The organism is Streptomyces sp. NPDC004031 (genome assembly GCF_053604375.1).
The window spans coordinates 132,141-144,867 of the sequence record NZ_JBSGHL010000011.1 but is presented as its reverse complement, the minus strand read 5'-3'; the positions used below and the strand labels follow the sequence as shown (position 1 = coordinate 144,867).

At 74.3% G+C, this 12,727-nt stretch carries 10 protein-coding genes; 3 read left to right on the top strand and 7 right to left on the bottom strand.

What is annotated here, in order from left to right:
* Positions 1-36 precede the first annotated feature (36 nt).
* The 3 genes from ACWERV_RS09835 to ACWERV_RS09825 form a co-directional block, all read right to left on the bottom strand.
* Positions 37-600, bottom strand: a complete 564-nt coding sequence (locus tag ACWERV_RS09835) for an NADAR family protein (protein ID WP_452930907.1) — start codon at positions 598-600, stop codon at positions 37-39.
* Positions 601-680: 80 nt separating this feature from the next.
* On the bottom strand, positions 681-863 hold the full coding sequence (locus ACWERV_RS09830; protein WP_398179750.1) for a hypothetical protein: 183 nt from the start codon (positions 861-863) through the stop codon (positions 681-683).
* A 152-nt stretch (positions 864-1,015) separates the two neighbouring features.
* A complete protein-coding gene (locus ACWERV_RS09825) occupies positions 1,016-3,424 on the bottom strand; it encodes a Tex family protein (protein WP_452930905.1) in 2,409 nt (802 codons plus the stop codon).
* A 357-nt stretch (positions 3,425-3,781) separates the two neighbouring features.
* Between ACWERV_RS09825 and ACWERV_RS09820 the strand changes: the two genes are divergently transcribed.
* The gene (locus tag ACWERV_RS09820; RefSeq protein ID WP_452930903.1) at positions 3,782-4,825 is read left to right on the top strand and encodes an acyl-CoA desaturase; all 1,044 of its coding nucleotides are present in this window, start codon (positions 3,782-3,784) and stop codon (positions 4,823-4,825) included.
* 19 nt (positions 4,826-4,844) lie between these two features.
* Here ACWERV_RS09820 and ACWERV_RS09815 read toward each other — a convergent pair whose 3' ends face one another.
* Positions 4,845-6,269, bottom strand: a complete 1,425-nt coding sequence (locus tag ACWERV_RS09815; RefSeq protein ID WP_452930900.1) for a M1 family metallopeptidase — start codon at positions 6,267-6,269, stop codon at positions 4,845-4,847.
* 165 nt (positions 6,270-6,434) lie between these two features.
* Here ACWERV_RS09815 and ACWERV_RS09810 point away from each other — a divergent pair, with 165 nt between their 5' ends.
* Positions 6,435-7,220 carry a MerR family transcriptional regulator gene (locus ACWERV_RS09810; RefSeq protein ID WP_452930899.1) on the top strand — a complete coding sequence of 262 codons (786 nt, stop codon included), beginning with the start codon at positions 6,435-6,437 and terminating at the stop codon, positions 7,218-7,220.
* Positions 7,221-7,250: 30 nt separating this feature from the next.
* Here ACWERV_RS09810 and ACWERV_RS09805 read toward each other — a convergent pair whose 3' ends face one another.
* The 3 genes from ACWERV_RS09805 to ACWERV_RS09795 form a co-directional block, all read right to left on the bottom strand.
* Positions 7,251-9,434, bottom strand: coding sequence for a 3-hydroxyacyl-CoA dehydrogenase NAD-binding domain-containing protein (locus ACWERV_RS09805; protein WP_452930896.1), 2,184 nt, complete (start codon positions 9,432-9,434; stop codon positions 7,251-7,253).
* 46 nt (positions 9,435-9,480) lie between these two features.
* Entirely contained in the window at positions 9,481-10,695 is a 1,215-nt protein-coding gene (locus ACWERV_RS09800; protein ID WP_452930893.1) for an acetyl-CoA C-acetyltransferase, read from the bottom strand.
* A 94-nt stretch (positions 10,696-10,789) separates the two neighbouring features.
* Complete coding sequence (locus tag ACWERV_RS09795) at positions 10,790-11,989, bottom strand: CaiB/BaiF CoA transferase family protein (protein ID WP_452930891.1); 1,200 nt, start codon at positions 11,987-11,989, stop codon at positions 10,790-10,792.
* 349 nt (positions 11,990-12,338) lie between these two features.
* Between ACWERV_RS09795 and ACWERV_RS09790 the strand changes: the two genes are divergently transcribed.
* Complete coding sequence (locus ACWERV_RS09790; protein WP_398179776.1) at positions 12,339-12,704, top strand: nuclear transport factor 2 family protein; 366 nt, start codon at positions 12,339-12,341, stop codon at positions 12,702-12,704.
* Positions 12,705-12,727 lie beyond the last annotated feature (23 nt).

Here is a 12,727-nt window from a genome sequence, read left to right as displayed (position 1 = left end):
CCGTACGGTGGGAGCTCGGGCGGGCCCCCCGGGGCGTCACGCGAGGGCGTCGCGGGCGTCCATGAGGGCGAAGCCCAGCAGATTCAGGCCGTGCCAGCGTGCGGGGTCGGCGGCGCGCTCGTCGTCCGCCGCCAGGCCGATGCCCCAGACGCGGTCCACCGGGCTGGCTTCGACGAGCACCCGGCCCGCGGTCGCCAGCAGGTACTTCCGCAGCTCGGGGTGCTGCCCGAACTTGTGGCGGCTGCCCTCGGCGACAAGCGCGAAGCGCTCCCGCACCCAGACCGCCTCGTCGAATCCGCGCACCGTGCGCCCGGCGGCCTTGGCGGCGCCGGGCGAGCCGGCTGCCAGGACGCGCTGCCCGGCCTCCGGATCGCCGAAGAGCCGCGCCTTGCCGGCCATCATCCAGTGCTCTGCCGTGGCGTAGCGGATGCCGTCCACGGTGAAGGGCGCGGGCCACCACTGGCTGAGACAGCCGGGGCCCACGCTGCCGTCGCGCTGCGGGCGGTGGCCCCAGAAGTGCAGGTATTTCACGCGGTTGCCGCGCGCGGTGTACGCGACCAGCTCCTCGACGGACCGCACGGTGGCGGGAACAAGCGACATCGGGCCGAACCCCTCCCAGGTGACCGCCCCGCCCGTGCCGGGACAGGGCGGGCCGCCACGCTACCGGGGCCTCGTCCGGGTCAGCGACCTATTTGGCGCCGGGAGACACGGCGCAGCCTGCGGCGCTGCGAGGAATCCAGCGTCAGGTAGGCCGCCGCCGGGATCCCGACGATGATCAGGAAGGACACCCACCAGGGAAGAACGATGAGCAGGATCAGCCCGACCGCCACACCACCGATGGCGACCTTCGCACGATTCGACATCTGTCCCCGCCTCCGTTCACGGCGTCCCGCGGCAGGTCGCCGCTCCTTCACTCAGTTACCGCCTACCCACCAGAACGCCCGCTCGACCGTCCTGGTTCCCGGCGTTTCCGGCAGACCGGGCGGGCCGGGCGCGTGCCGGCCCGCCCCGTCCCTCAGCGCCCGCCGGTCAGGCCCGCCCGGCGCAGCGCGTCGGCCATGGCACCGTTCTGCGGGGCGGGCGCGGAGCCTCCGCGGCGCCCGCCGCCCTGGCCCTGGCCCTGGCCCTGCCCCTGACGGCCGCCGCCCTGCCGTCCGCCGCCCTGCCGCGGCGCGGTGCCGCGGCGCTCACCGCCGCCGCCCGCGCCCGCTGCGGCGCGCGGCTCGTCGTCCAGCCGCAGCGTGAGGGAGATCCGCTTGCGCGGCAGGTCGATGTCCAGCACCTTGACCCGGACGATGTCCCCGGGCTTGACGACCTCGCGCGGGTCGGAGACGTACCGGTCGGACAGCGCCGACACGTGCACCAGCCCGTCCTGGTGGACGCCGACATCCACGAACGCGCCGAAGGCGGCCACATTGGTGACCACGCCCTCCAGCAGCATCCCCGGGCGCAGGTCCTTCATCTCCTCCACGCCCTCCTTGAAGGCCGCGGTCTTGAAGGCGGGCCGCGGGTCGCGCCCCGGCTTCTCCAGCTCGGCGAGGATGTCGGTGACGGTCGGCAGACCGAAGGACTCGTCGACGAAATCCGCCGGGCGCAGCCCCCGCAGCACGGTGCCGTTGCCGATCAGGTCGGGGACGGCGGTGCCCGCGCTCACACCGATCCGGCGGACCACCGGGTAGGCCTCGGGGTGCACGGCGGACGCGTCCAGCGGGTTCTCGCCGCCGAGGATGCGCAGGAAGCCCGCGCACTGCTCGTACGCCTTCGGGCCGAGCCGGGCGACGTCCTTGAGGGCCTTGCGGCTGCGGAAGGGGCCGTGGGTGTCGCGGTGGGTGACGATGTTGGCGGCCAGGCCCTCGGTGATGCCCGAGACGCGGCGCAGCAGCGGCACCGACGCGGTGTTGACATCGACCCCGACGCCGTTCACGCAGTCCTCGACCACGGCGTCCAGCGAGCGCGACAGCTTCACCTCGGAGAGGTCGTGCTGGTACTGGCCGACACCGATGGACCTCGGGTCGATCTTGACCAGTTCCGCCAGCGGATCCTGGAGACGGCGGGCGATGGACACCGCGCCGCGCAGCGACACGTCCATGCCGGGCAGCTCGGCGGACGCGTAGGCGGAGGCGGAGTAGACCGAGGCGCCGGCCTCCGAGACGACGGCCTTGGTGAGCTTCAGCTCCGGGTGCGCCTTGATGAGGTCGCCCGCCAGCTTGTCGGTCTCGCGGGAGGCGGTGCCGTTGCCGATGGCGATCAGGTCGACGTCGTGCGCGGCGGCGAGCCGGGCCAGGGTGGCGAGGGATTCGTCCCAGCGGTTGTGCGGCGCGTGCGGGTAGATGGTGTCGGTGGCGACGACCTTGCCGGTGCCGTCCACGACGGCGACCTTGACGCCGGTGCGCAGGCCCGGGTCGAGGCCCATTGTGGCGCGCGTGCCGGCGGGCGCGGCGAGCAGCAGGTCGCGCAGGTTGGCGGCGAAGACCCGCACCGCCTCGTCCTCGGCCTCCTGGCGCAGCTGCACGCGCAGGTCGATGCCGAGCCGGACGAGCATGCGGGTGCGCCAGGCCCAGCGGACGGTGTCCAGCAGCCAGCGGTCGCCGGGACGGCCGCGGTCGGCGACGCCGAAGCGCTGGGCGATGCGCCGCTCGAAGCTGCTGGGGCCCTCGACGGGCTCCTCCGGCTCCAGGGTGAGGTCGAGGACCTCCTCCTTCTCGCCGCGCAGCATGGCGAGCACACGGTGCGAGGGCAGCTTGCCGAAGGGCTCGGCGAAGTCGAAGTAGTCGGCGAACTTCGCGCCCGCCTCCTCCTTGCCCTCGCGCACCTTGGCGACCAGCCGGCCGCGGCTCCACATCCGGGTGCGCAGCTCGCCGACCAGGTCGGCGTCCTCGGAGAAGCGCTCGGTGAGGATGGCGCGGGCGCCCTCCAGCGCCGCCGCCGCGTCGTCCACGCCCTTGTCGGTGTCCGCGTACGGTGCGGCGGCCGTCTGCGGGTCCAGCCCCGGATCGGCCAGCAGCGCGTCGGCGAGCGGCTCCAGGCCCGCCTCGCGGGCGATCTGGGCCTTGGTGCGCCGCTTGGGCTTGTACGGCAGGTAGATGTCCTCCAGCCGCGCCTTGGAGTCGGCCGCCATGATCTGCTCGCGCAGGGCGTCGTCGAGCTTGCCCTGGGAGTCGATGGACTCCAGCACCGCGGCGCGCCGCTCGTCCAGCTCGCGCAGATACCGCAGGCGCTCCTCGAGGTTGCGCAGCTGCTCGTCGTCGAGCGTGCCGGTCGCCTCCTTGCGGTAGCGCGCGATGAACGGCACCGTGGCCCCGCCGTCGAGCAGGTCGACGGCCGCCCGTACCTGCCCTTCGCGTACGCCCAGCTCCTCGGCGATCCTGCGTTCGACCGAAACGTTGCCGCTGATGATGGTGCTCCTCAGACCTGGCCAAGACACCTGCCGCTTGGCGGTTGTCCAGCATCGTAGACGCCGCCACGGAGCGGCACACGGTAAGGCGCCGCCTGGCGGCCCGCGCGTCTTTGGGAGCGCAGGAACGGTTCTGAACGGCTCGCCGGGATGGGACACTGGGCCGGGCGCGGCCGCCGGGATGCGGCCGGGCAGAGATCGTCCGTGGCCAGTACGGTCCCCCTCGCAACTGACCGGGGTGGGGATATCCCCCGCGTTCCCCGGGGGACGGGCACCCCGGGAAGTCGGGTGACAGTGCCATGGTCCGCGGCGGGCGGTGGTTCGTAGCGTCGCCGTACGGCCCGTCCGGGCCGTAGGACAGACACCGCCCGTCACCGAGGAGCGCCCATGGCGACCGTCCTGACCCCCGTCGAACCGACCGGGCGTGCCCCCGGCTGCGAGTCCAGCGAATTCGCCCCGCTGCTGCGCACGGTGCGCGAGTCGGGGCTGCTGCGCCGCCGCCGGGGGCGCTACGCGGTGTCGATCGCGGCCGACCTGCTGGCCATGGCCGCGGTCTGGACGGCGGTGGCCCTGGTCGGGCGCACCGGGTCGTGGTGGGTGCTGGCGCTGGCGCTCCCGGCGGCGGTGTTCTCCGCGCGCAGCGGCTTCACCGGACATGACGCGGGGCACCAGCAGATAGCGGCGGGCCGTCGCGCCAACCGGTTCATCGCGCTGGTGCACGGCAACCTGCTGCTGGGAATGGGCGCCGCGTGGTGGAGCGACAAGCACAACCGGCACCATGCCAACCCCAACCACGTGGGCAAGGACCCGGACGTGGAGGTGGGCGCCCTGGTGTGGACGCGGGCGCAGGCCGTCGAACGGCAGGGCTTCGCGCGCTTCCTGACCAGGCACCAGGCGCGGCTGTTCTTCCCGATGCTGCTGCTGGAGGGGCTCGCCCTGAAGGTCGCGAGCTTCCAGGACCTGAGGCGGCTGGACCGCCGCGGCCGGCTGGTGGAGGGCTCGCTGCTGACCGCCCATCTGGCGGGCTACGCGACCCTGTTGCTGACCACGCTGCCGTGGCCGCAGGCGCTGGCCTTCGCCGCGCTGCACCACGCTCTCTTCGGCCTGCACCTGGGGTGCGCGTTCGCCCCCAACCACAAGGGCATGGAGATGCCCGAACCGGGCGCCCGCTGGGGGCATCTGCGCCGCCAGGTGCTGACCTCGCGCAACGTCCGCGGGAATCCGGTGGTGGACTTCCTGCTCGGCGGGCTCAACTACCAGATCGAGCACCACTTCTTCCCGAGCATGCCGCGCCCGCACCTGCGGCTCGCCCGCCCGCTGGTGCGCGCCCACTGTGCGCACGTCGGTGTGCGCTACACCGAGACCGGGCTGCTGGACTCCTACGCGCAGGCGCTCGGCCATATGCACGCGGTGGGCGAGCCGCTGCGCTGACCCGCGGGGCCGGGACCGCTCACAGCCGGGCGGGTCTGGCCTTGCCGTAGAGCCAGGTCGAGAACAGCGGGGTGAGGTCACGGCCGGTGAAACGCGCACAGTATGCCGTGAAGTCGGCCGTGGAGGCGTTGCCGTGGACATGTGCCGCGGCCCAGCCGCGCAGCAGCCGGTCGAAGACGGTGTCGCCGAGCGTCTGGTGGAGCTGGTACAGCACCAGCGCCCCGCGGGCGTAGACCGGCGGGGCCGAGACGTCGGCGGCCGTGGGCGGCGCGGCCGGCGGGAAGGACCAGGTGGCGGGGTCGGAGAAGGCCTCGGCGGCGCTCCTGGCGAGCGGCACGCCCGCGTCGTGCTGCTGCCACATCCACTCGGTATAGGTGGCGAAACCCTCGTTGAGCCACATGTCCTGCCAGCTGCGCGGGGTGACGGAGTCACCGAACCACTGGTGCGACAGCTCGTGCACGAGCGTGGTGACGCCGACCGCTGAGCCGTCGCCGTCGCCGGGGAAGACGGGACGGTTCTGCGTCTCCAGCGCGTATCCCACGCTGCCGCGGGGCAGATGGTCGACGATCGCGCCGGAGGAGGCGAAGGGGTAGGGGCCGAACCGGCCGGTCTCCCAGTCCAGGATCTCCGGCAGCCGGGCCAGCGCGGCGGTCGTCGTGGCGTCCGCCGCGCGCGGATCGACGGCCGTGAGGAGCGGTACCCCGCCGGGCGTGCGCGAGCGGCTGACGGTGTAGTGCCCGATGCCGACGGTGGCGAGATAGGTGGCCATGGGCGCGGTGCTGCGCCAGTGGAAGGCGGTACGGCCGCCCGTCGTGCGGGTGTCCGCGAGTTCGCCGTTGGAGACGACGGTCAGACCGGCCGGCACGGACACGGTGACGTCGAAGGCGGCCTTGTCCGAGGGGTGGTCGTTGCCGGGGAACCACGCCATGGAGCCGACCGGCTCACCGAGCGCCAGCGCGCCGTCGTCGGTGCGGAACCAGCCCTCGTGCGAGCCGTCGGGATCGGTGAGCAGGCGCGGCACCCCGGCGTAGACGACGGTGACGGCGAAGTGCGCGCCACGGCGCACCGCACGGGCCGGGCGCACGGTCAGCTCGGTGCCCGAGCGGGTGGTCCGGGCGGTGCGCCCGTCCACGCTCGCCCGGCTCACGGTCAGGCCCGCGAGGTCGAGGTTCAGCCGGGTGAGCTCCTGCGTCGCGGTGGCGCTGACGACCGCGGTGCCGGACAGCCGGTTCGTCCCGGGGTCGTAGGACAGGTCGAGGCCGTAGTGGGTGACGTCGTAGCCGCCGTTGCCGGCGCCGGGGAAGAGCCGGTCACCGACCCCGGCGGCGCCCGCCGAGGGGTCCGGGGAGCCGCCGCCGGAGCAGGACGGCAGGCAGGCCAGCAGCGCGGTCGCCAGGCAGGTGGCGGCGAACCGCCGGGCGCGGGCGGTACGGGGTCGGGGCACGCAGGTCAGCGTACGAGGCGCGGCCCGGCCGCGGGCGGCGGCAGGACGAGCGGGACGGCGGGACGGGCGGGGCGGCACGGTGTACGGGCGGTGGCCAGGGCGGAGTCCCCGCGCGGAGCTTGCGGGCGCCTTTCACGGGGGCGGCGGCGCGGCAATACTGATGCGGTGCCGCAGACCGCCCTGACCGTCGACGAGCTCGCCGCCCGCGCCGGGGTGACCGTCCGCACCGTCCGCTTCTACAGCGCCCGCGGCCTGCTGCCGCCGCCGGAGATCGGCCCGCGCCGGGTCGGCCGGTACGGGCCGGGGCACCTGTCCCGGCTGGCGCTCATCGGCGAGCTGCGGCAGCAGGGTCTGACGCTCGCGGCGGTGGAGCGCTACCTGGCGCAGTTGCCGGCCGGGGTGGGCGAGCACGACCTGGCGATCCACCGGGCGCTCGTGGCGTCCTGGCTGCCCGAGGGCAGCGCGCGGCTGGACCGCGGCGAGCTGGAGCGGCGGGCGGGCCGCCCGCTGGGTGAGGCGGACGTGGCACGGCTGGTGGCGATGACGGTGCTGGAGCGCACCGCGGACCCCGACGCCTTCGTCGCCGACCCGGGCGTCCTGCACCTGGGGCTGCGGCTGCTGGACACGCCCGTCCCGCTGGAGGCCATCGTCGCGGCCCGGGAGGCGCTCCAGGAGCACGCGCGGGCGGCGGCGGGCGCGATCTCCCGGATCTTCCGGGAGACGGTGGGCGGGCCGGGCCGGGAGGCAGGTCCGGATCCCGCGGCACGGTCGCTGTCGGCGCAGATGCAGCCGCTGGTGGTGCAGGCGCTCGTGACGGCCTTCCAGCGGTCGCTGAAGGAACAGCTGTGGGCCGGCTGGCCGGTACCGCCCGCGGGGCCGCCGTGGCCCGCTCAGGACGCCGGGACCGCCGACCCGGACCGGGACGCCGCGGAACGCGCCGGAGGGCCCTGAGCGGCCGTCCGGCGCGTTCCTGGGCGCGGCTCAGCGCGTCCGGTCGCCGTCGGTGAACGTCCCGCCGCGCTCGGCGGTGGAGACCAGCAGCGCGGGCGGGGTGAAGCGCTCGCCGTACGTGGCGGCCAGCTCGCGCGCGCGGGCGGTGAAGCCGGCCACGCCGCCCGGGTAGCCGTTGACGTACTGCAGGACACCGCCGGTCCAGGCGGGGAAGCCGATGCCGAGCACCGAGCCGACGTTGGCGTCGGCGACCGAGGTGAGCACGCCCTCCTCCAGCAGCCGCACGGTGTCCAGCGACTCGGCGAAGAGCATGCGCTCCTTCAGGTCCTCCAGCGGGATCTGCGTGCCGGGCTTCTCGAAGTGCTCGGCCAGGCCGGGCCAGAGCCCGGTCCTGCGGCCGTCGGCGTAGTCGTAGAAGCCCGCCCCGCCGCTGCGGCCCGTGCGGCCGAAGTCGTCGACCATGCGGCCGATGACGGCCTCGGCGGGGTGCGGGGTCCACACGCCGCCGGCCTCCTCGACCGCGGCGCGGGTCTCGCGGCTGATCCGGACGAAGAGCGTCAGGGTCAGCTCGTCCAGCAGCGACAGCACCTTGGCCGGGTAGCCGGCCTGCGCCGCGGCCTGCTCGACGGACGCGGCCGGGACGCCCTCGGCGAGCATCGCGACGCCCTCGTTGATGAAGTGGCTGATCACCCGGGAGGTGAAGAAGCCGCGCGAGTCGTTGACGACGATCGGCGTCTTGCGGATCTGCCGCACCAGGTCGAAGGCGCGGGCCAGTGCCTCGTCGCCGGTCTGCTCGCCCTTGATGATCTCCACCAGCGGCATCTTGTCGACCGGCGAGAAGAAGTGCAGGCCGATGAAGTCCGCGCGGCGCTCGACGCCTTCGGCGAGCCGGCTGATCGGCAGCGTGGAGGTGTTGGAGCACAGCAGCGCGTCGGGCGCGACGACGTCCTGGATCTCCTGGAAGACCTTGTGCTTGAGCGCCGCGTCCTCGAAGACCGCCTCGATGACGGCGTCGCAGCCCGCCAGGTCCGCGGGCTCCGCCGTCGCCGTGATGCGGGCGAGCAGCGCGTCGCGCTTCTCCGGTGTCGTGCGGCCCTTGGCGAGCGCCTTGTCCAGCAGCCGTTCGGAGTAGGCCTTGCCGCGGGCGGCCGCCTCGGGGGTGACGTCCTTGAGGACGACGTCGATGCCCGCGCGTGCGCAGGCGTAGGCGATACCGGCGCCCATCATGCCCGCGCCGAGGACGGCGACCCTGGTGACCGGGCGGGCGGGGATCCCTGCGGGGCGGCCCGCGCCGGAGTTGACGGCCTGCATGTCGAAGAAGAAGGCCTGGATCATGTTCTTCGACGTCGGGCCGCAGGCGAGTTCGGTGAAGTAGCGGGCCTCGATGACCTGCGCGGTGTCGAAGTCGACCTGGGAGCCCTCGACGGCGGCGGCCAGGATGTTGCGCGGCGCCGGGTAGGGGGCGCCCGCGAGCTGCTTGCTCAGGTTGGCCGGGAAGGCCGGCAGGTTGGCGGCGAAGGCCGGGCTCTTCGGGGTGCCGCCGGGGATCTTGTAGCCGGGTTCGTCCCACGGCTGCCGGGCCTGCGGGTGGGCGTCGATGTACGCGCGGGCGGCGGCGAGCAGCGCGTCGCGGTCGGCGGCGACTTCGTGGATCAGCCCGGCGGCCAGCGCGCGCGGCGCCGAGTACTGGGTGCCCTGGAGCAGCACCTTGAGGAGCGCGTCGGCGATGCCGAGCAGGCGCACGGTCCTGACGACCCCGCCGCCGCCGGGCAGCAGGCCGAGGGTGACCTCGGGCAGGCCGATCTTGGTCCCGGGGGTGTCGAGGGCGACGCGGTGGTGGCAGGCCAGCGCGATCTCGTAGCCGCCGCCGAGCGCGGCGCCGTTGATCGCGGCGACGACGGGTCTGCCGAGGGTCTCCAGGCGGCGCAGCGCGCGCTTGACGCGCATGCTGCCGGCCAGGACGTCGGCGGCGTCCTCGGGGGTGGCGCGGATCAGGTCGCGCAGGTCGCCGCCCGCGAAGAAGGTCTTCTTCGCGGAGGTGACGACGACCCCGCGGACGTTCTGGACCTCGGCCTCCAGGCGGTCGACGACCGCTTCGAGGGAGGCGGTGAACGCGGCGTTCATGGTGTTGGCCGACTGCGCCGGGTCGTCCAGGACGAGGGTGACGACGCCGTCCGCGTCCTGCTCCCAGCGGATGGTGGTGGGCTCGCTCATGTCGGGTGGCTCCGTAGCGGCGGGGTGGGGGCGTGGGCGGGGCGGGTCAGAGGCGTTCGACGACGGTGGCGATGCCCATGCCGCCGCCGACGCAGAGGGTCACCAGGCCGTAGCGCTGGTCGCGGCGCTCCAGTTCGTCGACGACGGTGCCGAGCAGCATCGCGCCGGTCGCGCCGAGCGGGTGCCCCAGGGCGATGGCGCCGCCGTTGACGTTGACCTTGTCGAGCCCGACACCCATGTCCGCGGCGAAGCGCAGCACCACGGCGGCGAAGGCCTCGTTCATCTCGATCAGGTCGATGTCGTCGATGGTCAGACCGGCCTTGGCGAGGGCCTTGCGGCTGGCGGGCGCGGGACCGGTGAGCATGATCGTGGGCTCGGACCCGGACACGGCGGCCGACACGATACGGGCGCGGGGCTCCAGCCCGTAGCGCTCGCCGATCTCCCGGCTGCCGATGGCGACGAGCGCGGCGCCGTCCACGATGCCGGAGGAGTTGCCCGCGTGGTGGACGTGGTCGATCTTCTCGACCCAGTGGTACTTCTGCAGCGCCACGGCGTCGAAACCGCCCAGTTCACCGATGTCGGCGAAGGAGGGCTTGAGCGCGGCCAGCGACTCGGGCGAGGTGCCGGGGCGCAGGTGCTCGTCGCGGTCGAGGACGACCAGGCCGTTGCGGTCGCGCACGGGCACCACGGAGCGGGCGAAGCGGCCGTCCTTCCAGGCCTCGGCGGCGCGCTCCTGGGACAGCGAGGCATAGGCGTCGACGTCGTGCCGGGTGAAGCCGCCGAGGGTCGCGATGAGGTCGGCGCCGATGCCCTGCGGGACGAACCCGACCTCGAAGTTGGTCATCGGGTCCATCATCCAGGCACCGCCGTCGCTGGCCATCGGGACGCGCGACATCGACTCGACGCCGCCGGCGAGCACCAGGTCCTCCCAGCCGCTGCGGACCTTCGCGGCGGCCATGTTGACCGCTTCGAGGCCGGAGGCGCAGAAGCGGTTCTCCTGCACGCCGGCCACCGTGTCCGGCAGGCCCGCGGCGACGGCGGCGACACGCGCGATGTCGGAGCCCTGGTCGCCGACCGGGCTGACGACGCCGAGCACGATGTCGTCGATCGCGGCCGGGTCGAGACCGGGATGCCGCTCGCGCAGTTCCCGGATGAGGCCGACGACCAGGTCGATCGGCTTGGTGCCGTGCAGCGATCCGTTGGCCTTGCCGCGCCCTCGGGGGGTGCGGACGGCGTCGTAGACGTAGGCGTCGGTGCTCAACGTCGGGCCTTTCTGTGCGGGTTCGGCGCGGGCGGCGGGGTGGGTTCCTGATGCGGTCGCGGGCGGCGGGGCGCGGCCCGCACGCGGTCGTACGTCATGGGCGGTCGGCGGCGGGGCCGGGCGGGGCGGCGCCGCGTCGGCGGTCGGTCAGGGCGGGGACGTCCCAGTCGCGGGCCACCTCCGCAGTGTGCGCGCCCGGGAGGGCCGGCGGGCGGCGCAGCGCGGCGGGTGTCGCGGAGAAGCGCGGCGCGGGCGCGGGCTGGACGGTGCCGCCCGCCTCGGTGAAGGTGCCGCGGGCGGCCAGGTGGGGGTGCCGCGGGGCCTCGGTGAGCGACAGGACGGGCGCGGCGCAGGCGTCGGTGCCGGTGAAGACCGCCGTCCACTCCTCGCGGGTGCGGGTGCGGAAGCGGTCGGCGACGGCGGTGCGCAGTTCGGGCCAGCGGGCCGGGTCGTCGCGGAGCGCGGCCTGCTGCGGGGTCAGGCCGAGCAGGGCGGCGAAGGTGTCGTAGAAGCGCTGTTCGAGGGCGCCGACGGCCATGTGTCCGCCGTCGGAGGTGGCGTAGACGCCGTAGAAGGGCGCGCCGCCGTCCAGCAGGTTGGATCCTCTGCGGTCCTGCCAGAGGCCGGCGGCGAGCATGCCGTGCAGCAGGGTGCCGAGGTGGGCGGTGCCGTCCACGATCGCGGCGTCCACGACCTGGCCCGCGCCGTAGGTGCGGGCGTGGTGCAGGGCGGCGAGGACGCCGGTGACGAGGTAGAGCGCGCCGCCCGCGTAGTCGCCGAGCAGGTTCGCGGGAGCGGTGGGGGCTTGGTCGGCGGGGCCGTTCAGGGCCAGGGCGCCGGTGATCGCGATGTAGCCGATGTCGTGGCCGGCGCTGGTGGCGAGCGGTCCGTCCTGGCCCCAGCCGGTCATCCGCCCGTAGACCAGCCGCGGGTTGCGCGCCAGGCACTGCGCAGGGCCCACACCGAGGCGTTCGGCGACGCCGGGGCGGTAGCCCTCGACGAGGATGTCGGCGCGTTCGGCGAGGTCGAGGGCGGCCGCGGCGCCCTCGGGCGTCTTGAGATCGAGCAGCACCGAGCGCTTGTTGCGGTTGGTCAGGTCGTCCGCCGGGGCGACGCCCAGCCCCGGGCCGCCGGGGCGGTCGACGCGGACGACGTCGGCGCCGAGGTCGGCGAGCAGCATCGCCGCGAAGGGGCCGGGGCCGATGCCCGCCAGCTCGACCACCCGTACCCCGGCCAGCGGGCCGGGTCCGGGCGGGACGGGGGGTGCGGGCAGGTTTGACACTGACGATGTCACACCCGCGATCGTAGAAACGTGTTCCAGTTTTCGCAAGGGTCCGGCTGAGCGGGCGCTTAGCGCGGCGCCGCCCTTCGCCCGGCCTTCCCCGCACCCGGGCACGCGGCGACCCCCGAACCGTCCCCGACAGCGCACCGCCCGCCGCACGGCACTCCCCGAGCGGTCCGCCGGCACCCCCGCTGACCTGCGCCGCTTCCCGTCCGGCAGGGGTCGGCGGACATGTACACCGGTGACCGGTCGGCGATTACCTAACGATGACCGATTCGGCTGTACAGCGCGGTCCGTAACTTCATGACCTGCAAGGACACGGCGCAACAAGGCGCCGGCGACAGCAGGGAGACACCCCGTCATGAGCGACATCCAGCAGCTTGCCGAGCAGTACATCGCCGCCTGGAACGAGACCGACCCGGCCGCCCGGCGCGCCGCGATCGGCGCGGTCTTCGCCGCCGACGCCCGCTACACCGACCCGCTGGCCGACGTCACCGGCCCGGACGCGCTGGACGCGGTGATCGGCGCGGTGCAGGCGCAGTTCGCGGGCCTGGTCTTCACCCTCGGCCCGGTCGACGCCCACCACCACATCGCCCGCTTCACCTGGGAGCTGGGCCCGGCCGGGGGCGAGTCGCTGGTGGTCGGCTTCGACGTCATCGCCACCGGTGAGGACGGCCTGATCGAGCGCGTCCACGGCTTCCTCGACAAGGTCCCGGCCGGCGCCTGACCGGCCCCGCCCCCCACCGATCC